Origin of the sequence: Streptomyces javensis, from assembly GCF_039525925.1 — a bacterium.
GTDB classification, from domain to species: Bacteria; Actinomycetota; Actinomycetes; order Streptomycetales; family Streptomycetaceae; genus Streptomyces; species Streptomyces asiaticus.
Genome location: NZ_BAAAIF010000027.1, coordinates 22,769 through 43,441, shown reverse-complemented (window position 1 = coordinate 43,441; position 20,673 = coordinate 22,769). Strand labels below are relative to the sequence as shown.

At 72.0% G+C, this 20,673-nt stretch carries 23 protein-coding genes; 10 read left to right on the top strand and 13 right to left on the bottom strand.

All coding sequences use genetic code 11. The annotated features are described in order from the left end of the window. Positions 1-100 precede the first annotated feature (100 nt). Entirely contained in the window at positions 101-889 is a 789-nt protein-coding gene (gene ddaH, locus ABD329_RS23770; protein WP_344316878.1) for a dimethylargininase, read from the bottom strand. 125 nt (positions 890-1,014) lie between these two features. Then, the gene (locus tag ABD329_RS23765) at positions 1,015-1,395 is read right to left on the bottom strand and encodes a GntR family transcriptional regulator (RefSeq protein WP_344316863.1); all 381 of its coding nucleotides are present in this window, start codon (positions 1,393-1,395) and stop codon (positions 1,015-1,017) included. 217 nt (positions 1,396-1,612) lie between these two features. Between ABD329_RS23765 and ABD329_RS23760 the strand changes: the two genes are divergently transcribed. After that, positions 1,613-2,542, top strand: coding sequence for a GNAT family N-acetyltransferase (locus ABD329_RS23760; protein WP_344316862.1), 930 nt, complete (start codon positions 1,613-1,615; stop codon positions 2,540-2,542). 131 nt (positions 2,543-2,673) lie between these two features. On the opposite strand, the gene ABD329_RS23755 is transcribed toward ABD329_RS23760, so the two are convergent. From ABD329_RS23755 to ABD329_RS23745, 3 genes are all read right to left on the bottom strand, one after another. Further along, the gene (locus ABD329_RS23755; RefSeq protein WP_344316861.1) at positions 2,674-3,264 is read right to left on the bottom strand and encodes a TetR/AcrR family transcriptional regulator; all 591 of its coding nucleotides are present in this window, start codon (positions 3,262-3,264) and stop codon (positions 2,674-2,676) included. 61 nt (positions 3,265-3,325) lie between these two features. Beyond that, the gene (locus ABD329_RS23750) at positions 3,326-4,438 is read right to left on the bottom strand and encodes a methyltransferase domain-containing protein (protein ID WP_344316860.1); all 1,113 of its coding nucleotides are present in this window, start codon (positions 4,436-4,438) and stop codon (positions 3,326-3,328) included. 37 nt (positions 4,439-4,475) lie between these two features. Further along, positions 4,476-5,222: an SAM-dependent methyltransferase gene (locus ABD329_RS23745; RefSeq protein ID WP_198282423.1), complete on the bottom strand. Its 747-nt coding sequence runs from the start codon at positions 5,220-5,222 to the stop codon at positions 4,476-4,478. Between the two features lie 160 nt (positions 5,223-5,382). On the opposite strand from ABD329_RS23745, the gene ABD329_RS23740 reads away from it, so the two are divergent. The 3 genes from ABD329_RS23740 to ABD329_RS23730 are packed head-to-tail and all read left to right on the top strand — an operon-like array spanning position 5,383 to position 9,621. Continuing rightward, positions 5,383-6,693 (top strand): MFS transporter, encoded by a 1,311-nt coding sequence (locus ABD329_RS23740; protein ID WP_425574374.1) that lies wholly within the window; start codon positions 5,383-5,385, stop codon positions 6,691-6,693. A gap of 5 nt (positions 6,694-6,698) precedes the next feature. Continuing rightward, entirely contained in the window at positions 6,699-8,471 is a 1,773-nt protein-coding gene (locus ABD329_RS23735; RefSeq protein WP_344316877.1) for a glycoside hydrolase family 35 protein, read from the top strand. Between the two features lie 49 nt (positions 8,472-8,520). Then, positions 8,521-9,621 carry a LacI family DNA-binding transcriptional regulator gene (locus ABD329_RS23730; protein ID WP_425574373.1) on the top strand — a complete coding sequence of 367 codons (1,101 nt, stop codon included), beginning with the start codon at positions 8,521-8,523 and terminating at the stop codon, positions 9,619-9,621. Here ABD329_RS23730 and ABD329_RS23725 read toward each other — a convergent pair. Both ABD329_RS23725 and ABD329_RS23720 read right to left on the bottom strand, forming a co-directional pair. Continuing rightward, on the bottom strand, positions 9,612-10,271 hold the full coding sequence (locus ABD329_RS23725) for a response regulator transcription factor (RefSeq protein ID WP_198279928.1): 660 nt from the start codon (positions 10,269-10,271) through the stop codon (positions 9,612-9,614). The two genes, ABD329_RS23730 and ABD329_RS23725, sit on opposite strands and share 10 nt — an antisense overlap. Continuing rightward, on the bottom strand, positions 10,271-11,431 hold the full coding sequence (locus ABD329_RS23720) for a sensor histidine kinase (protein ID WP_309142857.1): 1,161 nt from the start codon (positions 11,429-11,431) through the stop codon (positions 10,271-10,273). The genes ABD329_RS23725 and ABD329_RS23720 overlap by 1 nt, the downstream gene beginning before the upstream one ends. A 243-nt stretch (positions 11,432-11,674) precedes the next feature. Here ABD329_RS23720 and ABD329_RS23715 point away from each other — a divergent pair, with 243 nt between their 5' ends. After that, positions 11,675-12,289, top strand: a complete 615-nt coding sequence (locus ABD329_RS23715) for a hypothetical protein (RefSeq protein WP_198279930.1) — start codon at positions 11,675-11,677, stop codon at positions 12,287-12,289. 28 nt (positions 12,290-12,317) lie between these two features. Here ABD329_RS23715 and ABD329_RS23710 read toward each other — a convergent pair whose 3' ends face one another. The 3 genes from ABD329_RS23710 to ABD329_RS23700 are packed head-to-tail and all read right to left on the bottom strand — an operon-like array spanning position 12,318 to position 13,164. Beyond that, positions 12,318-12,737 carry a type II toxin-antitoxin system VapC family toxin gene (locus tag ABD329_RS23710; protein WP_198279931.1) on the bottom strand — a complete coding sequence of 140 codons (420 nt, stop codon included), beginning with the start codon at positions 12,735-12,737 and terminating at the stop codon, positions 12,318-12,320. Then, positions 12,734-12,964, bottom strand: coding sequence for a FitA-like ribbon-helix-helix domain-containing protein (locus ABD329_RS23705; protein WP_198279932.1), 231 nt, complete (start codon positions 12,962-12,964; stop codon positions 12,734-12,736). The genes ABD329_RS23710 and ABD329_RS23705 overlap by 4 nt, the downstream gene beginning before the upstream one ends. A 41-nt stretch (positions 12,965-13,005) precedes the next feature. After that, entirely contained in the window at positions 13,006-13,164 is a 159-nt protein-coding gene (locus ABD329_RS23700) for a hypothetical protein (RefSeq protein ID WP_166484080.1), read from the bottom strand. 153 nt (positions 13,165-13,317) lie between these two features. Between ABD329_RS23700 and ABD329_RS23695 the strand changes: the two genes are divergently transcribed. From ABD329_RS23695 to ABD329_RS23685, 3 genes are read left to right on the top strand one after another with little or no spacing between them, the layout of a single operon-like run. Next, positions 13,318-14,166, top strand: coding sequence for a helix-turn-helix domain-containing protein (locus tag ABD329_RS23695; RefSeq protein ID WP_198279933.1), 849 nt, complete (start codon positions 13,318-13,320; stop codon positions 14,164-14,166). Then, complete coding sequence (locus ABD329_RS23690) at positions 14,145-14,354, top strand: DUF397 domain-containing protein (RefSeq protein ID WP_198279934.1); 210 nt, start codon at positions 14,145-14,147, stop codon at positions 14,352-14,354. Before ABD329_RS23695 ends, ABD329_RS23690 begins: the two co-directional genes overlap by 22 nt. Continuing rightward, positions 14,351-15,061 carry a type 1 glutamine amidotransferase gene (locus tag ABD329_RS23685; protein ID WP_198279935.1) on the top strand — a complete coding sequence of 237 codons (711 nt, stop codon included), beginning with the start codon at positions 14,351-14,353 and terminating at the stop codon, positions 15,059-15,061. The genes ABD329_RS23690 and ABD329_RS23685 overlap by 4 nt, the downstream gene beginning before the upstream one ends. On the opposite strand, the gene ABD329_RS23680 is transcribed toward ABD329_RS23685, so the two are convergent. Next, positions 15,043-15,816, bottom strand: coding sequence for a sulfite exporter TauE/SafE family protein (locus ABD329_RS23680; RefSeq protein ID WP_198279936.1), 774 nt, complete (start codon positions 15,814-15,816; stop codon positions 15,043-15,045). The two genes, ABD329_RS23685 and ABD329_RS23680, sit on opposite strands and share 19 nt — an antisense overlap. Before the next feature lie 340 nt (positions 15,817-16,156). Here ABD329_RS23680 and ABD329_RS23675 point away from each other — a divergent pair, with 340 nt between their 5' ends. Further along, entirely contained in the window at positions 16,157-17,038 is an 882-nt protein-coding gene (locus tag ABD329_RS23675) for an AraC family transcriptional regulator (protein ID WP_198282228.1), read from the top strand. A 5-nt stretch (positions 17,039-17,043) separates the two neighbouring features. Next, the gene (locus ABD329_RS23670; protein WP_198282229.1) at positions 17,044-17,487 is read left to right on the top strand and encodes a VOC family protein; all 444 of its coding nucleotides are present in this window, start codon (positions 17,044-17,046) and stop codon (positions 17,485-17,487) included. Positions 17,488-17,494: 7 nt separating this feature from the next. On the opposite strand, the gene ABD329_RS23665 is transcribed toward ABD329_RS23670, so the two are convergent. Further along, the gene (locus ABD329_RS23665) at positions 17,495-18,775 is read right to left on the bottom strand and encodes a type III PLP-dependent enzyme (protein WP_344316857.1); all 1,281 of its coding nucleotides are present in this window, start codon (positions 18,773-18,775) and stop codon (positions 17,495-17,497) included. After that, positions 18,772-20,637 carry an IucA/IucC family protein gene (locus tag ABD329_RS23660; protein ID WP_198282016.1) on the bottom strand — a complete coding sequence of 622 codons (1,866 nt, stop codon included), beginning with the start codon at positions 20,635-20,637 and terminating at the stop codon, positions 18,772-18,774. Before ABD329_RS23660 ends, ABD329_RS23665 begins: the two co-directional genes overlap by 4 nt. Between the last annotated feature and the right edge of the window lie 36 nt (positions 20,638-20,673).

The window sequence follows — 20,673 nt, the reverse complement described above, 5'->3', positions numbered from 1 at the left end:
CTGAGCCGCCCACCAGGGGCATCCCTGAGCCGCCCACCAGGGGCGTCCGTGAGACGCCCACCGGGGGCCCGGCTCGGCCGTACGGCCCCGCGGCCGCAGGTCAGCCGTACAGCTCCCGCAGCCGTACCGACAGGCAGGTCACACAGCCCTCCATCTTCTCGAATTCGCTGATGTCCACCGGCACCGGCTCATAACCGAGGTCGGCGAACAGCTCGGCGCTGCGCGGCGCGCTCGCCGCCATCAGCAGCTTGCCGCCGCCGAGCAGCACCACATGGGCGCCGGACTCCTCGGGGACGGGGAGGAACCGGGGGAACGCGGCCGGGTCCTCGACGAGCGGCGGATAGCCGATGACGGTGCCGTCCGGCAGCGCGGTGACCGCCGACTTCAGGTGGAGCACCTTGCTGACCGGTACGGCCACCACCCGCGCGCCCAGCGGCTCCAGCGCGGCGCGCAACTGGCGGATGCCGTCGCCGTTGGTGCGTCCGCCGCGTCCCACGTAGAGGGTGTCGCCGATCTTCAGGACGTCCCCGCCGTCCAGCGTCCCCGGCTCGCGGATCCGGTTCAGCGAGCAGCCGAGGCCGGTCACGGCCTCCTCGGCGGTCGCGGTCTCGGGCCTGCGGGACTCGGCTCCGGGGCGGCCGATCACCGCGACGTTCCGGTGGACGACCATGGTGTCCTCGACGAACACCCCGTCCGGGCAGTCGTCCAGCGCGGGCAGCTCGACCGTCTCCCAACCGTGCGCGCGCAGCGCCACGACGTAGACCTCCCACTGCCGCAGGGCCAGCGCGGGGTCGACCGGGGTGCGGTCGATATGGGTGACGAGCCCATCGGCGAGGCGGGGGCTGGGGCGCCGGACGAGGGCTTTGCGGCTGGTCGTACGGCCGGTCATGGGGTTGGGCAGCGCGCTGGTCATGGGGGACAGCATGTCAGGCCACGTCACAGGCGGAGCCGCCCCGGCCGCGTCACAGGCGGAGCCACCACGGCCACGTCACCGCCGGAGCCACCCCGGCCGCGTCACTCGGAGTCGCCGTAGACCGCGCGCAGGGCGTCCTCGACGGTGGCGAGGGCGGCCGCGCGGTCCAGGCCCAGCCGCCGCACCCGCTGGGCGTAGGTCTGGGCGGCCTCGGCGGCCCGGCGCAGGGTCGCGTCGCCCGCCGCCGCGATGAAGGTGCCGTGGCGGCCGCGGGTCTCGATCACACCGTCCGCCTCCAGGGCCCGGTACGCCTTGGCGACGGTGTTCGCGGCCAGCCCCAGCTCCTCGGCGAAGCCGCGTACGGTGGGCAGCTTGTAGCCGACGGGAAGCGCGCCGGAGCGGGCCAGCTCGGCGATCTGCGCGCGGATCTGCTCGAAGGGGGCGGTCGCCGTGTCCTGGTCGACGGTGATCTGCAAGGCCACGTTGGGGCTCCTGGGAAATGGGTGCGGGACGGTGTTTGTGGCACCCATTGTGTGTCAGGCATAGGGGAACCGCGTGCCGGGCGGAGAGGAACCGCGTGCCGGGCCGAGGGGAACCGGTGTGCCGGGCCGAGAGGAACCGCACGGCCTCGGTGATCTAGCCCACGAGCTGCGGAAATTGGGGGGCGAGCCGGGCTGACAGGCCGTAACCTGCGCAACCATGACCATGACTGTGCGCGATTTCCGGGCCACCGACGCGGAGGCCGTGGCGGCGGCGCGGCGCTCCGCCTTCCCCTATCTGGTGACCACGCCCCGGACGGTGGTCTGGCAGTCGGACAACGCGCCCGTCGAACAGCACTACCGGCTGCTGGTCGCCGAGGCGGACGGGCAGGTGGTGGGCTCGAGCGAGATGGGCGTCTTCCACGACAGCGACGAGCCGGGGCTGGCCTTCGCCAATACGTCGGTGATCGCGGGGGCGCGCGGGCGGGGCGCGGGTTCGGCGCTGGTGACCGCGGCGGAGGAGTATCTGTCCGGGCTGGGCACCGCCAAGATCTTCGTCTGGACGCTGGACGAGCCGTCTTCGGTGACCTTCGCCGAGCGGCGCGGTTACCGGCGCAGCCGCTCCTCCCGTGTGCAGCGGCTGGACCTGACGGCGGCGGCGCTGCCGCCGCTGAGCGCGGGCGGTCTCCCGGACGGGGTGGAGCTGCGTACGGCGGCGGACTTCGCGGACGATCCGCGTCCGCTGTACGAGGCGGACGCGGAGTGCACGGTGGACGAGCCGGGCGACGTGGACATGGCCGCGCCGCCGTACGCCGAGTGGCTGGCCCGGTACTGGGAGCACCCCGCGCTGGACCGCGAGCTGACGTCGGTGGCGGTGGTGGACGGCGCGGTGGCCGCCTTCAGCGTGGCCCACACCGATGGCCGGGGCCGCTACTGGTCCGGGATGACCGGCACCCGCCGCGCCTTCCGCGGCCGCGGCCTGGCCAAGCTGGCCAAGAACGACTCGCTCCACCGCGCCCGGTCCGCGGGCTGCCGGGAGGCGTTCACCGGCAACGACGGCGACAACGGGCCGATGCTGGCGGTGAACAAGTGGTTCGGCTACGAACTGGCGGCCACGGAGTGGCGCTACGTACGGGAGCTCTCGACGTAACGGCGTAACCGCGTCAGCGCAACCGCGTCAGCGCATCTGCGTCAGCGCAACCGCGTCAGCGCATCTGCGTCAGCGCATCTGCGTCAGCGCATCTGCGTCAGCGCATAACCACGCCCGGGACGGCGAGCACCTCAGCGCGATTGGCGTAGCCCCGAGATGAGCAGCCCGACGAGGTGGCGTGCGTCGTAGCGGGGGTTGTCGCCGGCGCCCGCGCAGAGGCTGCCGACGCCGCGCATCAGCTCATAGGCGTCCTGGCCGGAGCGGATCTCGCCCGAGGCGACGGCGGCGTCGAGCAGCTGGTCGCAGATGGGCAGGAGCCGGTCGATGAAGTACGAGTGCAGGGGGTCGAAGCAGGGGTCGTCGGACTGGAACACGGCGGCGAGGCCGTGCTTGGTGACCAGGAAGTCGACAAAGAGGTCGATCCACTGACCCAGTGCGGTGTGCGGGGTCTCGCCGCTCGCCAGCAGCGCGGGACCGGCCTCGGCGAGGGCCTCGACCTGGTGCCGGTATACGGCGACGATGAGGTCGGCCCGGGTCGGGAAGTGGCGGTAGATCGTGGCCGTCCCGACCCCGGCCTTGGCCGCGATGTCACGTATCGGCGCTTCCACGCCCGAGCTGACGAACACCGCGGCGGCGGCCTCGAGCAGCGCCTGCTCATTGCGCCGCGCGTCCGCCCGCTTGGGCCGGGCCGCGCGCTCCGCGTCTCGGTCGTCGTCGTTCACCACACCCTCCCTTCGCGCTCGAGTCTAGCTAACCGGGACAACGTCCCAGAACCTCCGACCATCAGAGCGGGGTCAGCCGGTCGGGCCCCTCGGGGGCGTAGGCGATGGAGTCGTCCGACTCATGCCAGTGGAGGGCGAAGCGGTGCCCCGCGCGATACGCCTCGAGGCCCGCGCGGCAGTACGCCACCATGTCGTCCGGCAGCGCGTCCAGCGGGAACCAGCCCAGCTCGGAACACTTCTCCGGCTCCCGATTGACGGGCTCAAGCCCGCCCTCGCCCCTCTCCCCCAGCTCCGCCTCGAAGAACCACCCCGTACGGGCGTCCCCGGTCGGCGCCTTGTGCTGGAGCACGAGCACGACCCGCACATCGTCCGGACCGAGGCCGACCCCGATCTCCTCGGCCGCCTCCCGAACCATCGCGGCCCGCACGTCCTCGCCGTCCTCGACATGCCCGGACGGCGCGTGCAGCAGCCCGTCCGCATACCCCGTGTTCGCCCGGCGCGCGAGCAGGACGTCGCCGCCCCGGCGCAGGATCAGATGCACATCGACGATCTCTCGATGCCGCCGAACCGGCGCGAGGTCCGCCACCAGGGCATACCGCTCGTCGCGCACGGCCCGGCCCCACAGCGCCGCGTCCGGCCCGAGCTCCTCGACCGACAGCCGCTCCGTCAACGGCCCGACCATCGCCGACAGCTCGGCGGCGGTCAGCCCGACGGGCTCGGACTCGCCCCACCGCCCCTCGATCAGCACCAGCCGACCACCCGGCCGCAGCAGCCGCACCCAACGCCGCAGCACCGCCCGCTGGTCCGGCAGCATCCACAGCAGATGCCGCACCAGCACGACATCGAACCGCCCGTCCCCCACGGGCGGCTCCGCCGCGTCCCCCACGAGCACACCGGCCCCCGTCCCGGCCAGCTTCGCCCGCGCCAGCTCGACCATGCGCGGCGACCGGTCCACCCCCGTCACCCGATGCCCCCACTCGGCCGCGAGCGACGCGAGGCTCCCCGTGCCGCACCCGAGGTCGAGCACATCCACGGCCCGCCCGGGCAACCACCCCCGCAGCCGCCCGGCCCACGCCTCCCGCACGGCCGGGTCCCGCAGCCCATGATCCGGCTCATCGTCGAAGCCCGCGGCGGCGGCGTCCCAGTAGGCGTTGGTCGAGCTCTCTGCACTCATGCCGAGATGGTCGCATCGACCACTGACAGCGCCCGGTTCAGGGACTCCGTCGCAGCACGAGCGTGACGAAGCCCAGCGTGCCGCGGTAGCCGGACAGCCACTGGGAGCGGTGTTCGGCGGCGGCCTTGTACGCGTCCAGGGCGTCGGGTTCGTCGCGGTGGTCCAGGGCCCAGCGGGAGAGGGAGCCGGTCCAGGACCACTCGTAGTCGTCCCACTCCCCGGCCGTGCTGACATGGCCGTAGACCGGCGTCCAGCCGTCCGCCACGACGCGGTCCACGGTCGTCGCGAGGTCCGCGTAGTCGTCCCATGCGGCGCCCAGCGCGGAGAGGGCGGCGGCGTCGGGCTCGCGCTCCCAGAAGCCGTCGCCCACGAGGACATGGCCGTCCGGGGCGAGGAGTTCGCGCGCCGCCGCGAGCGTGGGCAGCAGGCCGCCGAAGGCGTGCGCGGCGCCAACGCTCAGCACCACGTCGAAGCGGTGCGCCGAGGCGAAGACCGCGGCGTCCATCTCGTGCAGGACCAGCCGGTCCGCGACCTCGGACTCCTCCGCGCCCTCGCGCGCCTGCTCCAGGGCCGCGGTGTGGATGTCCACCCCCTCGGCACGCATCCACGGATAGCGGACCAGCAGCCGCCGCAGCCATTCGCCGCCTCCGCAGCCGAGGTCGAGGGCGCGGTCGGCCTCGTCCGCCACCGCCCGGTCGAGCAGCCGGGCCACCGAGTCGTCGGCGATCGGGGCGGCGATCGGATGGTCGGCGTGCGCGAGTTGGGATCTCCGTTGACGGTCCATCCGCACAGCGTCGCAAGACCCGTCCCGGTCCGCAGGTGGTTTTCCGGGCTCGGTTCCGGCGGGCGGAGCCCCCGGTAACGGGAAGGGGCGGGGAGGGGAACGAACCGCCGGCCCCCGCAGCGCCCCGGCCAACCGCCGCCAAACGCCCTTGACGGCCCGCATGTTAGCGGTAACACTCCCCCTCGTGGACTCCTTGGAGCAGCCAACGAGCACCCCCTCACCCCCACCTCCCCACCAACTCTTCAGCCGCGCCGCCGTGGCCGCCTCCTGCGTCGGCTTCGTCCTCATCGGCGCGCTCCAGGCGCTCTACGGGCCGTCGATCCCCGCCCTGCGCGACACCTACGGGCTGTCGCCTTCGGCGGCCGGGATGGGTCTGAGCGCGCATTTCATCGGCGCGGTGGCGGGTGTCCTCGTCTTCGACCGGCTCTTCGGCCGGATCGGCAACCGCCGCCTCCTGGGCTGGTCCTACCTGCTCATGGCGGGTGGCGCCGCCGGGTTCGCGCTCGCGCCCAGCTGGCCGCTCGCCCTGGGGCTCGCGCTCCTCGCGGGGCTGGGCTTCGGCGGGATCGACTACGGGCTGAACCAGCTGTTCGCCGTCGGCTTCGGGCACCGTAGCGCCGCCATGCTCAACATCCTCAACGCCCACTTCGGCATCGGCGCCGTCCTCGGCCCGGCCCTCATCGGCCTGGTCGGGTCCGCCCACTACCCCGCCGTCTTCCTCGGCTTCGCCGCGCTCACGCTGCCGCTTCTGCTGTGCCTGGCCGGGGTGCGCGACGAGGCCCCGCCGCGCGGCGGGGACACCGGGGCGAGCGAGGACACGGCCGCGGACACCGGCGCACGCCGCCGCGTCCGCGCCCGCGGCCTCGCCACCGTCCTCGGCGCCTTCGTCGTCCTCTACGTCCTCCACGTCGGCATCGAGTCCGGCGTCGGCGGCTGGGAGCCGACCCACCTGGAGGCCATCGGTTACGAGGCGACCGCCGCCGCCTCCGCGACCTCCGCCTTCTGGCTGATGATGACGGTCGGCCGCTTCCTCGTGGCCCCGCTCGCCCTCCGCTGGTCCGCGCAGACGATCATCGCCGTGAGCTGCGCGGGGATGACGGGGTGTCTGCTGCTGGCCGCGATCCCCGCCGCGGCCCCGTACGCCTACGCGGGCGCCGGGCTGTTCATCGCGCCGATCTTCCCCACCGGACTCCCCTGGCTGCTCCGGGCGGCGCCGCGCGCCCACCGGGCCGGGGCGCTGGTCATGGCGGCCTCGATGGTCGGCGGGGTCGCCGCACCGCCCGCGCTCGGCAAGGCGATCGAACTCGCGGGCGTCCGCGCCGTACCGCTGATCCTCTGCGCCATCTCCGCGGTGTGCCTGATCACCACCGGATGGCTGATCCGCGCCGCGTCCCCGTCCGTACTACCGACGTCATCACCCGCATCCGCACCCGCACCCGCACCCGCACCCGCCGCCGAAAGGACCCCCTGACGCCCATGCCCGCCGTCCCGCCCGCCCTGACGCTCTCCGACGACGGCTTTCTGCTGCACGGCGAGCCCTTCCGGATCCTCTCCGGCGCCCTCCACTACTTCCGCACCCACCCCGACCAGTGGGCCGACCGGCTGCGCAAGGCGCGGCTGCTGGGACTCAACACCGTGGAGACCTACGTCCCGTGGAACCTCCACCAGCCCGCCCCCGGCACCCTGGACCTCGACGGCCTGCTGGACCTCCCCCGCTTCCTCGAGCTGGCCCACGCCGAGGGACTGCGCGTACTGCTCCGCCCCGGGCCGTACATCTGCGCCGAGTGGGAGGGCGGCGGGCTGCCCTCCTGGCTGACCGCCCAGCCGGCCCTGCGCCCGCGCAGCCGGGACCCCCGCTTCACCGCCGCCGTGGACGCGTACCTCGATCTGCTGCTGCCGCCCCTCGCCCCACACATGGCGGCGCGCGGCGGTCCGGTGATCGCCGTACAGGTGGAGAACGAGTACGGGGCGTACGGCGACGACACCGCCTATCTCGCCCAGCTGGCCGACGCGCTGCGCACCCGTGGCGTCGAGGAGCTGCTGTTCACCTGCGACCAGGCGGACAAGTCGAAGCTGGCGGCCGGGAGCCTGCCCGGAGTGCTCGCCACCGGCACCTTCGGCGGCCGGATCGCTGACTCGCTGGAGGTGCTGCGCACCCACCAGGAGAGCGGGCCGCTGATGTGCGCGGAGTTCTGGATCGGCTGGTTCGACCACTGGGGCGAGCCGCACCACATACGGGCGGCGGACGACGCGGCGGCTGACCTGGACACACTCCTGTCGGCGGGCGCTTCGGTGAACATCTACATGTTCCACGGCGGCACCAACTTCGGCTTCACGGCCGGCGCCAACCACGACCACGCCTACACCCCCGCCGTCACCTCCTACGACTACGACGCGGTGCTCACCGAATGCGGCGACCCGGGCCCCAAGTACGCCGCGTTCCGCGATGTCATCGCCCGCCACGCCGCCGTCCCCGACGAGCCCGTACCGGAGCCCTCGCCCAAGCTGCCGCCGACCGACGTCACGCTGACGGACTCGGCCAACGCCCTGGTCTGCGCCGAATTCCTGTCCCCCGGCGAGCGGTTCACCGACCCGCCCACCATGGAGCGGCTGGGCCAGGCGTACGGCTTCGTCCTCTACGGCACGGAGCTGCCCGCGCTCGGCGACCGCGTCCTGCGCTTCACCGGCGGGGTGGGCGACCGGGCGCAGGTCTTCGTCAACGGCGCCCCGGCGGGCGTCCTGGAGCGCGAGCGCCATGAGGACACGCTGCACGTACGGAGCCCGGAGTACGGGGCCCGGCTGGACGTCCTGGTCGAGAACATGGGCCGGGCGAACTACGGCCCGCGCATCGGCGACCCCAAGGGCATCACCGGCCCGGTCACCCTCGACGGCGAGCCCCTGGAGAACTGGACCTGCCACCCGCTCCCCCTGGACCGCCTCCCCGAACTGCCCTTCCGTGGCACGGACACCCCCGTCGCCGGTCCGTCCTTCCACCGTGGCACCTTTACGGTGGACACCCCCGCCGACGCGTTCCTCGCCCTGCCCGGCTGGACCAAGGGCGTGGCCTGGATCAACGGCTTCAACCTCGGCCGCTACTGGTCGCGCGGCCCGCAGCGCCGCCTCTATGTGCCCGCGCCGGTGCTGCGGCCGGGGACGAACGAGCTGGTCCTGCTGGAGCTCCACGCGGCGACGACGCGGACGGTAAGGCTGACGGACGAACCGGACCTGGGCTGGACGGACGAGGGCTGAGACGGACGAGGCCGAGCTGGACGAGGCCGAGATGGACGAGGGGACGCACATGGGCGAGCCGGAGCCGGAGCCGGAGCCAGGAGCAGGCGGGCCCCAGCGCGTCCGGCGGCGCCGGGCCACGGCGGGCGGCGGGGCCGTGATGGCCGACGTCGCCCGCCGCGCCGGGGTCTCCGGCCAGACCGTCTCCCGCGTCCTCAACGACCACCCCCGGGTCCGCCCCGAGACCCGCGAACGCGTCCGCGCCGCCATGCGCGAACTGGGCTACCGCCCCACCGCCAGCGCCCGCACCCTGGCCAGTGGCCGCAGCCGGACGCTTGGCGTGATCTCCTTCGACGCGGCCCGCTTCGGCCCGGCCGCCACCCTGGCGGGCATCAACGAGGCCGCGCAGGAGGCCGGTTACCTGGTCAGCACGATCGCGCTCACCGCCGCCGACCAGGCGGCGGTGCGGGGCGCGGTCGACCGGCTGCTCGGCCAGGGCGCGGACGGCATCATCGCGATCGCCCCGCAGCGCTCGGTGGGCGAGGCCCTGGTCGAGGCCGACCACGGCAGGCCCATGGTCACGCTGGACAAGAGCTTCGGCGCCCGCTTCCCCGTCGTCGCGGGCGACTCCGCGTCCGGCGCCCGCCAGGCCACGGAACACCTGCTGCGCCTCGGCCACCGCACGGTCCGCCATATCGCGGGCCCGGTGGGCTGGATCGCCGCCGAGGCCCGGGTGGACGGCTGGCGGGCCGCCCTCAGGGACGCGGGCGCGGCGGCGCACGAGCCGCTCTTCGGCGACTGGAGCGCGGATTCGGGCTACGACCTAGGCCGCAGCGTCGCCCACGACCCGGACGCCACGGCGGTGTTCGTCTCCAACGACCAGATGGCGGTGGGCGTCCTCCGCGCCCTCCACGAGGCGGGCCGCCGGGTCCCCGAGGACGTCGGCGTGATCGGCTACGACGACATCCCCGAGGCCGCGCATCTGCTCCCGCCGCTCACCACGGTCCGTACGGACTTCACGGAGATCGGCCGCCGCTGTCTGAGCCTGATGCTCGACCAGCTGGAACGCACCCCCGAACCGGGGGTGCGCGTCACCATCCCCACCGAGCTGGTCGTGCGCGAGAGCTGTGGCCACCTGTTCCGGGGTTCTGCCCGGCAGACTCAGGGGTAGAGCCCGGCCCGGAAGGTGAACGAGACGAGTTGCGCCCGATCACGCGCGCCGACCTTCGTCATGGCCCGCACCGCATGCGTCTTCACGGTGAACGGCGACACGGACATCTGGGCCGCGATCTCATCGTTGCCGAGACCGCTCGCGACGAGAACGACCACGTCGCGTTCCCTGGGTGTCAGGGCGTCGAAGCGGCGCAGCAGTTCCCGGTCGATCACCGGGGGCGGACTGTCGGTCATATGGCCGATGAGCGCCGCCGTCGCGGCGGCCGACAGCGCACCGCCACCGGCGACGACCTCATTGATCCCGGCGACGAGTTCAGCAGGGCTCACGGTCTTGCTCAGAAAGCCGTTGGCGCCCGCGCGAAGAGCGGCGAGAACGATGTCGTCCTGGTCAAAAGTGGTCAGCACGATCACCCGCAGCTTCTCGGGTGGGTGCTCCTTGCGGATCCGGCGAGTGGCTTCGACACCGTCGATGCCGGGCATCCGGATGTCCATCAGGACCAGGTCGACGGGGTGGTCCCGGAGGAAGGGCACGACCTGGAGCCCATCGGAGAGATCACCCGCGACAACGAGACCCGGGTCGAGCATGAGCATCGTCCGGATGCCCGCCCTCATGTCGTCCTGGTCGTCGACGATCAGAATCTGCGTCATCAGACGACGGCTCCCAGGGGGCTGAACTCCGCATGGACCCGGAACCGTCCGTCGTCACTGTCGATCGTCAGCCGCCCGCTGGAGGACTCGACGCGTTCGCGCATCCCCACGAGTCCGAGTCCGCTGCCCGCGTGGGAGCCGCGGAGTGAATGCGAATGTGAATGACCGACGCGGTTCTCCACGGTGACGCAGATCCTGCCGTCGCGCTCGCGCACCTCCACCGTCGCCGTCCCCTCCCCATGCCGGTAGGCATTGGTGAGTGCTTCCTGAACGACCCGGTAGACCGTCACGCCGACACTGGGCTCCACGAAACCGGTGGGGATGTCGATGGCGGGCTGGACGTCGAGGCCGATGCTCTCGAAGGAGGCGATCAGTCCTTCCAGCCCGCTGAGCGACGGGGTCGGCCGGAGCGCCTCGTCGCCGGAAGCGTCGCCTTCGAGGCGGAGGAGCGCGAGGATCCGTTGCGTTTCGACAACGACGGTACGGGCGCTGGACCTGGCCGAGACGAGGGCCTGCCGGGAAGCTTCGGCGTCCTCGGGCAGCCCTATCTCCGCGGCACCGAGATGCAGGCTCAGCATCGCGACTTGATGGCCGATGACGTCATGGAGGTCCCGGGCGATGCGGAGCCGTTCTTCGGTCACGCGTCGGATGGCCTCGATCTCGCGGGTGGCGATGGCGCTTTCGGCCCGTTCCTCCAGGATCCACCAGTGGTCCCGATGAATGCGGAGCGCGGCCCCTGTCGCACCTCCCGCTATCGCCGAGAAGAGGGCGGCGGCTCCCACGATCGCGCCGCCGCGGAATCCTCCCAGCGTCATGAACGCCCCCAGGAAGAACGCCGCGACGACGCCGGTTCCGACCAGCGGCTGCTTTCCCCTGAGGGTGACCGAGAACAGCACGAGCACGGCCATCATCCACACCGAGAGGGGGTCGTGGCCCACCGCCGTGACGGCGAAGGAGGCCGCGCTCGTCACGACCAGCCCGGCCCACGGCTTCCACCAGGAGAGGGCGACACCGCCACCGGCGAGGAACACGGAGAGGGCCGTCGGCCCATCCGACCCTCTCAGTACCACGGCCACGATCTGTCCGGTGAACACGAGCGCGGCCACGGAATAGGCGGCTCGGTGCAGCACCTCGGGGCGGCGGACCCACAGGGGTGCCACGGGCCCGTCTTGATCGTTCCGCGCCTTGACCATGGCCTGATTCTCGTTCCCAAGTGCTGCGGCCGTGTACTTCGAACGAAGTACACGGCGAATCTGCTTCGGCCGATGGAGACGGCAGAACTCATGTCGATCGAAATGGATGGCAGAAGTACTTCGATCGAAGTACGCGGCCCCTCCCGAGGCGGCTGAGACTCCTCATCGAGGCGACCGCCTCACCCCATCTCGATCACAACGGGACGCCCGATGACTCAGACCACGGTAACTCCGACCACGACGACGGCCACGACGACGCCCACGCCCTCCGGGCTCCGATCGCTCTACCTGATCCGGATCGCCTTCTCCCTGATCTGGGTGGCGCTCCTCTTCACGACCTCCGCCTCGCTCGTAGCGAAGGACAAGCCCTCGGCGATCTCGGCCGTGCTGCTCATCGTCTACCCCCTGTGGGACGTCATCGCCACGCTGCTCGAGCGTCGTATGGCGGGCACCGGCTCCGCCACGAACCGCGTCAGCTCCATCAACATGGCTCTCGGCCTCGCCACCACCATCGGAATGATCACCGCCGTCTTCTCCACGATCGGGAGGGCCCTTCTCGTGTTCGGCATCTGGGCCCTCGCCGCCGGAGCGGTCCAGCTCATCGTGGCGGTCCGGCGCCGGCGCGCGGTCGGCGCCCAGTGGCCCATGGTCATCAGCGGCGGCCAGTCCGTCCTCGCCGGTGCCACCATCGCCGCCACGTCCGCCTCGGCGACGAGCGGCCTGTCCACCGTCGCCGGATACTCGGCCTTCGGTGCCTTCTGGTTCCTCGTCTCCGTCATCGCCCTGAGCATGCGCGGCCGACGAGCCGTGGGACTGGGTGCGTGACGCGGCCGCGTCACAGGTCCGCACAGTCTCAGAAACGTGCGTCGAACGTCTCGACTTCACACCGCCCCGCACCACTTTTGCTGATCCTGGCATCACTGGTGATCAACGGGACACCCAGGCTTTCGGCAAGCGCGACGTACTGGGCGTCATAGGCGGACAGGTTGCTCGACAGACCCTTGACCCGCTCCCACAGGATCAGCGTTTCATGCCGGTCGATCGGCAGGTCCCGATACGTCGCCACGGCCTTGCGGAGCTGCTTCTCGCCCAGCTTGGGATCACCACCGCGTCGCCCGCGCGCCAGGCCGAGCAACGCGGACATGATCTCGTAGTCGAGCAGGTGGGGTGCGGCGAGCCGATCCTCCTTCGCGACACGTTCACGCACCCCGTGCCCGGTGGGCCCCTCGTCCGTCAGGAAGAAGACGAGCGCGGAGCAATCGATGACGATCAACGGCCCGCCCTTGCGTCGTCGATAGCGGTCAGCACGTCCGACGCGCTCAGGCTGGCACTGGCCTCGGCTTCGGCACGAGCCGCGACCTCGGCAAGGGTGGGCCTGGAGGCTTCGCCGACGAGGACGTCCAGCGCATACGCCTGGAGTGACTTGCCAGCCTGCGCGGCGCGGGCCTTCAGCGTGGCGAGGGCGTCGTCCGGTACATCGCGGATGGTCAGAGCAGTCATGTGCTGCATTTTAGCAGCGCCGCATGCATAATGCAGCTGCATCACAGGTCCGCGGTGTCGCGGTGGCGCGGGCAGCGGCAGGGCGGGAACTGGCTGGACCGCAAGGGTTCGAGCTTGTCCTTGACCACGACGACCACCCTGCCGAGCTCCTGCGTGACGACGGCACCGTCCGGCGAGACGCGGTAGACGCGCATCGTCATCCGTGGAGCGGTGGATTCGGTGTGTGAGAACACGTTGACCTGTCTTTCCGGTCGGTCAATTACGTTGAGTGCACATACCGTTGCGTTCCGGCGCGTAGGCTGGAAAGAGGCGATACGTCCCAGCCAAGATCGCGGGACAAGAGGGGATCCACGATGCCGTTCCAGCCGCGTGAACTGTTTCCGGACCGCTCCGCACGAGACCTCTTCGGCGCGGAGATCCGCCGCCACCGAGAGAAGGCGGACATGTCGTTACGGCGACTGTCCGAGGTGCTGAACTACAGCAAATCGCATCTGGCGCGGATCGAGGCGGCGGAGTCCCTGCCGTACGACGACCTTCCGGCGAAGTTGGATGCGTGCTTTGGGACGGATGGGATGTTCGCGCGGTTGTATGCACTGGCGAAGAATGAGCCGTTCAAGTCCAAGTACCGGGAACGCATGGAGATTGAGAAGCGCGCGGTGACTATTGAGGAGTACACCTGCGCCACGATCCCCGGTCTGCTTCAGACCCCCGAACACGCGAGGGCGTCTCTACGAATCGGGAACCGATACGCACCCGAGGCGGAGATCGACGCGATGACGAAGGCCAGGATCGACCGGCAAGCCCGGCTGCACCAAGTCCAGCCGCCTGACTGTTGGTTCATCGTGGACGAGGCGGCGTTGTACCGCGTCGCCGGAGAGCCAGAGGTAATGCGCCACCAGTTGATGTCTCTGATCGAGCGCGGGACACAACCGCACGTGACCATCCAGGTTCTGCCTTTCAGCGCAGGTCAGCACCCGGTGGCGGGCGGCTCTTTGATGCTCTTCACGCTGCCGAACGAGCCATTGCTGGCCTACGAAGAAGGCAGCCGCTCCGGGGCTTTCATCGAGGAGCGGGATCAGGTTGCGAAGCATCGGAGGAACTACGATCTGCTCAGGGCCATGGCCCTCTCGCCACGGGACTCCGAGGCGATGATCCGAGCCGTGATGAAGGACTTGACCTCATGGGAACCGCCCCAGATCTGAGAACCGCTTCGTGGCGCAAGAGCAGCTACAGCAACAACGACGGCGGCGGTTGCGTCGAGGTCGCCGACAACCTCCCCGGCATCGTTCCCGTACGTGACTCCAAGGACCCCGACGGGCCCGTCCTCATATTCGCCAACAACTCGTGGAGCACGTTCATAGCCAGCCTGAAGAAGAAGGCAGCGATGTGAGCCGCCTCCTCGTCGTCCGCAACGCGGACCGCAGTGGGCCGGGGCGGTTGCGGCCGTGGTGGGAGGAGATGGGGCTGACGGTCGTCGAAACCGATGGCGCGTCGGCCCCCGCGTCCCCGGAGGGTTTCGACGCGGTGGTCCTGCTCGGTGGTGGCTTCCTGCCGGACGCCGACACGTACGCGCCCTGGCTACCGGCCGAACGGGAACTCACCCGGCGCGCCATCGCCGAGGGCGTCCCGTTGCTGGGGATCTGTCTGGGGGCTCAAGTGCTCGCCGTCGCGGCGGGTGGGACAGTGCTCGGCGATCACGGTCGGCCCGAACGGGGCTCATGTGCCGTCCAGTTGCGGCCCGAGGCCGACGCCGACGCGCTGTTCGCCGGGGTACCGCGTGAGTTCCGGGCCATTCAGAACCATCGTGACCAGATCACCGCGCTTCCCCCCGGCGCCGTATGGCTCGCATCGACGACCGCCTGTCCGGTGCAGGCGTTCCGGATGGGCGAGCGGGCCTGGGGAGTGCAGTTTCATCCGGAGGTGGGGGCGGACCGCCTCGACGGCTGGGACGAAGCCGCCCTGGCCGACGCGGGCCTGGATCTGCGCGCGCTTCGGGCCGAGACCGAGCGGGTCGAGCCGGAGTCCGTGCGTACGGCGCGGCGGCTGGCGGCGAACTTCGCCGATGTGGTCCGTGGGGCTCAGCGCAGCAGCAGCTGAAGTCCGCCCAGCACCGTCGCCGCGATCACCAGCCGTTCGAAGAGCTTCTGGTTGATCCGGTCCACACACGCCTTACCGATGTACGCACCGGGCAGGACGAAGAGCGCCAGCAGCGCGTCCAGCAGCAGGGAGCGGCCGTCGATCAGGCCGAGGCTGACGCTGAAGGGCACCTTGGCGACGTTGACGATCAGGAAGAACCATGCCGAGGTGCCAAGGAAGCCGAGCTTCCGGAAACCGGCGGAGAGCAGGTAGAGCGACATCACGGGGCCGCCCGCGTTGGCCACCATCGTGGTGAAGCCACCGAGCACCCCGTACGAACCGGCCTTGAGCCGTGCGCCCGCCCCGTCGGCGGCATCGGCGGCCGGGACCTCCGGGGCCGCCGCCCGGGCGGCCGCGCGGCGCCGCCATAGGGTGACCCCCGCCATCAGCAGCAGGATCGCGCCGATGGACGTCCGCACCTCCGCGTCCCCGGCCCACAGCATGAACACCGTCCCCACCACGACCCCGACCGCGACGGCGGGGAACAGCCGGAGCAGGGTCCCCCAGTGCGCGTGACGACGGTAGGTGCCCACGGCGAGCACATCGCCGACGATCAGCAGGGGCAGCAGCACACCGGTCGACTCCCGGGCCGGAAGCACGGCGGCGAAGATCGCGAGGCTGACGGTATTGGCGCCGCTGACGGCGGTCTTCGAGAAGCCGACGAGTATGGATGCCGCCGCGAGCGCGGCGAACTCCCAGAGGGTAACGGTGTACATGCCACCGAATGATTCCAGGCCACCGTGGACCCGCCGCAGCCAGGGACCTATGGGGTGCCCGGCGGATCGTGACGCCTGCGGCGGGCTGTTCCCCTCCCCGCCCCTTCCCGCAGCATCGATATGCGGCTCCGCCGCGTGGCAACGGCTCCGCCCCTGGACCCCGGAGTCTGGGGCGGAGCCCCGCCTTCCAGCCCCTCCAGGGGGCACCTCCCAGCGGTAGCTGGGGGAGTTTGAGGAGCGGGGGCTGGGGCGGAGCCTCAGTTTCGGGAAGGGGCGGGGAGGGGAGCAGCCCGCCGCAGGCGTCGGACCCGCTGTCGGAGGGGCGGGTGATACTGGGCGCATGAGCGGCAGCCAGGAGTTCGTGCGGGCCGGGGCCGGGCTCGGGCATGGGCTCGGGGGGATGGTGGTGTCCGCCGTCGGGTATCGCTCCCAGGGGGTACCGCCCGCGCTGCACAGGGGGCTGCCGTCCCCCTACCTGACGCTGATCTTTTCCCTCGACGGGCCCGTCGTCGGCGGCGGCACACCCGAGCAGGCGCAAGGGCCCGACGCCTCGCGGTCCGAGATCGTCGTGGGCGGGCTGCACCAGCGACCGGCCTACATCGTCCAGCCCGGCCGCGAGGCCGGAGTGCAGCTCGCGGTGCATCCACTGGCGGCGCGCACGCTGCTGGGGCTTCCGGCCGGGGCGCTCACCTCCGACGACGACCTGGTCACCTCCGGGGCCGACGTGCTGGGCAAGCGGGCCGCCGACATCCGCGAGCGGCTGTGTGAGCGCCAGTCGTGGGAGGACCGGTTCGCCACGCTCGGCGCCTATCTGCGGGAGCGCGCGGCCGAGGGCGAGGACGGAACGCCGGTGCGGAGCGAGGTCGGCGAGGCGTGGGCCTGGCTGGCCCGGCATCGCGGGGCCGGGACGCTGACCGGCCTCGCCGAGCATGTGTCGCTCAGCCCGCGCCGGCTGACCAGCGTGTTCCAGGCCGAGACGGGGCTGAGCCCCAAGCAGGCGGCCCGGCTGATGCGCTTCCAGCACGCCAGGAACACGGTCGTCCGGGCCGTCGCGGCGGACCGGGCGCCCGACCTGGCCCGGGTCGCCGCCCACTGCGGCTACTTCGACCACTCCCACTTGGTGCGCGACTTCCGTCAGTACACCGGGGTGAGCCCGACCGCCTGGCTGGCCGAAGAGTGCCGGAATATCCAAGCCGGGGGCCACCTCTACGGCGAAGAGTAGAGCACATGAACACCGCACCGGATCAGCAGCAGACACAGCAGAAGCAACCGCGTGATCCCGCCATCTGGCCCACGCTCCAGGCCCATGACGCCCCCGCCCTGATCGACTTCCTCGTCGATACGGTGGGCTTCCTGCGCACGGCCGTCTACCGGGACGGGAACCGCGTCGCCCACGCCCAGCTCGACTGGCCCGAGGGCGGCGGCATCATGCTCGGCTCGTACGACCCGGAGACCAAGACCTGGTGCCTGGAGCCGGGCACGTTCGGGGCGTACGTCGTCACCGACCACGTCGACGCGCTGTACGAGCGCCTCACGGCGGCCGGTGTGCGGGTGCTCCGGCCGATCGAGGACCAGGAGTACGGCAGTCGGGACTTCGCCATCGCCGACCCGGAGGGCAACAAGTGGTCCTTCGGTACCTATCGCGGTGAGCCCCGGCCCGCCGACGGCTGACGCGCGGCTATTCCTCCAGGTAGTGGAAGCCCGGCCGGGGGTGCATCAGGAAGTCGTGGTGCGAGATGTTCCACGCGTACGCACCCGCCATCGCGAAGGCCACCCGGTCCCCCACCCGTAGCTCCGCGACCGGGATCCGGCTGGCCAGCACGTCCTTCGGGGTGCACAGCTGGCCGACCAGCGTGACCGGCTCGTCCCGTGCGGCCGGGCGCGGCCACGGCCGGGTCCAGGCGGTGTCCGTGGGGAGCACCTGGAACGGCTGGTCGTGCTGTTTGGTGGCGGGGGTGCGGATGTGGTGGGTGCCGCCGCGCACCACCGCGAACGCCTCGCCGCCGCTGTGCTTGATGTCCAGCACCTCGGTGACGTACCAGCCGCAGTAGACCGTCAGCGCCCGGCCGGGCTCGATCCGCAGGGTGAGACCGGGATGGCGCAGGGCGAGGTCAGCCATGCCCCGGCCGTACGCGGCCCAGTCGAAACGGCGGTCGGGGCGGGCGTAGTCCACGCCCATCCCGCCGCCGACGTTCACCTCGGTGATCCCCAGGCCGTGGCGTTCGGACAGCTTCCGCGCCCAGTCGGCGACCGCTGCGGCCACTGCCACCTGGGTGGGGGCGTCGAGGCCGCTGGCGAGGTGGGCGTGGATGCCGCGCAGCCGGAGGGGGCCGCCCACGCCGCCCGGGGAGAACTGGGGGAGGCAGCGTTCCAGTCCCTCGGGGTCGAGCCCGAAGGGGCTGGGGCGGCCGCCCATGGCGAGCGCCGCGCCGCCCAGCGCAGCGCCGAGCGACCCTCCGCCGCCCGCGCCAAGCGGCCCCCCACCGCCCGCGCCAAGCGACCCCCCGCCGACCGGTTCGTCACCGGCCAGTGGGAGGTTGACGCGCAGGAGGACGTCCACGGTGTCGATCCCCGCGTCCTGCGCAGCCACCGCCAGCAGCCGCAGTTCCTGCTCGCTCTCCACGTGGAACCGCTCCACGCCCAGCGCCAGCGCCCGCCGCAGCTCCCCCTCGGTCTTGCCCGGCCCGCCGAAGGCCAGCGGCGCCCCGGGCACGGCCGCGCGGACGTGCTCCACCTCACCGCCGGAGGCGACCTCGTAGCCGGTGACGTGGGGCGCGAGCGCCCGGAGGACGGCGGGCGCCGGGTTGGCCTTCGCGGCGTAGTACAGCTCCAGGCCCGGCGGCAGCGCCTCCCGTACGGCCCGCGTGTGTGCGCGGAGCGCGGCCAGGTCGTAGACGTAGGCGGGCAGGTCGTCGCCGGTGAGCTCCGTGGCGAGGGTACGGACGGCGGAGGTGATCAACGGCTGCTCCCGGGACGCATGACGTGGGCCGCCTCGGACAGCAGGGCGGAGGCGAGCGGACTGGCGATACGGACATAGCCCGCGTGGCGGTCGGCCCGACGGCCCCAGCGGGTGAGGAGGTTGGCCTTGGCGGGCAGCGGCACGCCCGCTACGAGGGCGCGCAGCGCGGGCGGGTGGTCATGGGCCGCCGAGTGCTCGCACAGCACCCGGCGGACCGCCGACCACAGCTCGGGCTCAAGATCCGGGCAGCGGTCGGCGAGGACGGCCACCATCTCGGCGACGTGGTTGACCAGCAGGCAGTACACCACCCGGTCCCAGCCGCGCTCCCGCTCGTATGTCAGCGGGCGGGCCACCGCCTCGGGGAGCGCGGCGAGGGCGGCGGTGTGGTGCTCGGGCACCAGCTTGGTGCCCTCCAGATCGCGGAAGAGCACCTGACGCGGGGTGCCGTCGGCGGGGTCGACGCCGATGACGACGTTCTGGAGGTGGGGTTCGAGGACCACGCCGTGGTCGAAGTAGGCGGCGAGTACGGGCGGTACGAGAAGGTCCAGATACGCCTGCCACCAGGCGGAGAGCCGATCGGGGCCGGCGTCGGGGAGGAGCCGGGAGATCTGGGCGCCGCTGGTCGGGTACTCATCGGCGACGGCCGCCGCGAGCAGCGCGGTCAGGCCGGGCCGCAGCCGGGCGGCCAGGCCCTCGCGGACGATCACCCCGAAGCCCTCGGTCAGCTGCCGGTCGCCGCCGTCGGCACCGCCGTTGACGTCCTTGCCGGCCAGGTCCAGCGTCCGGTACGCGGGTTCGCGCAGCAGCTCACAGCCGGGGAAGCGGGCGGCGAGATCGGTGGCGACCGGCTCCAGCAGCCGGGTCAGGGCGACCGCGCCGGACAGCTCGTAGTCGGCGTTCTTGCGCAGACAGTTGGTGATCCGCACGTTCAGGCTGAACTTGAGGAAGTCCCGGCCGTCGTAGAGCGTGCGGACGGACGCGGTCGGCGCGAACTCCGCGCCGCCCGGCCCGAGGTCCAGCACCTCGCCCCGGGCGATGGCCGCCCGCAGCAGCCGGTGCTCGCGCAGCATCGCGTACTGCCAGGGGTGCGCGGGCAGCAGCCGGTACCCGTCGGGGACGGCGCCCTGCCGGTCCAGCGCGGCGAGCGCCCCGGGCCGCGCGGACTCCTCGCGGACGTACTCCTGGCGTACGGCGAGGTGGTGCAGCGGGAAGCGCGCCCCGGCCTCGGGGGCGAACCGCGACCAGGAGTCGGCGCTGCCGGTGCGGGCCTTGGGGGTGGGGTGGAAGCGGTGGCCGAAGAGGAGGGACTGCTCGGAGGCGAGGTAGAGGTCCTGGGCGAGGTCGGTGCTGTCGGCGGTGTCACTCACGGTGCTCCGGTCCGCCACGGTGCTCTGATCCGCCACGGTGCTCCGGTCCACTACGGTGCCCCGGGCCGCCACGGTGCCCCCGTCCTCCATGGCCTCCATGGCCTCCATGGCCTCCAGAACCTCCAGGGCGGCCGTCATCCCCGCGTGGCTGGAGGCGACCTGGCCCAGGAACTCGTCGTTGTGCACCCCCGTGCGCAGCTGGAGCTCCCGGTGGATCCGCTCGGCCAGCCCGCGCCAGGACACCTCGGCCCAGGTGCCGTCGCGCTCCTCGCTGACCGGCCCGGTGAAGCGGTGCGCCCCGATGAGGGAGGTGCGCCGCAGCCCGACGCGCAGCAGCACCCCGCAGCGCGGCAGCCTCAGCCGCAGCCATCCATCGGCCACGACGGTCTGGTGCTCCGGTCCCGACACCTCACGGAGCAGACAGTTGAGGAGGGTGTGGGCGGTGGCGTGGTCGGCGGAGGCCACGGTCGCGGCGGGCGAGGAGGTCATGGGCATGGGGCGGCTCCAACGGGTGCGGAGGAGAGAGGTACG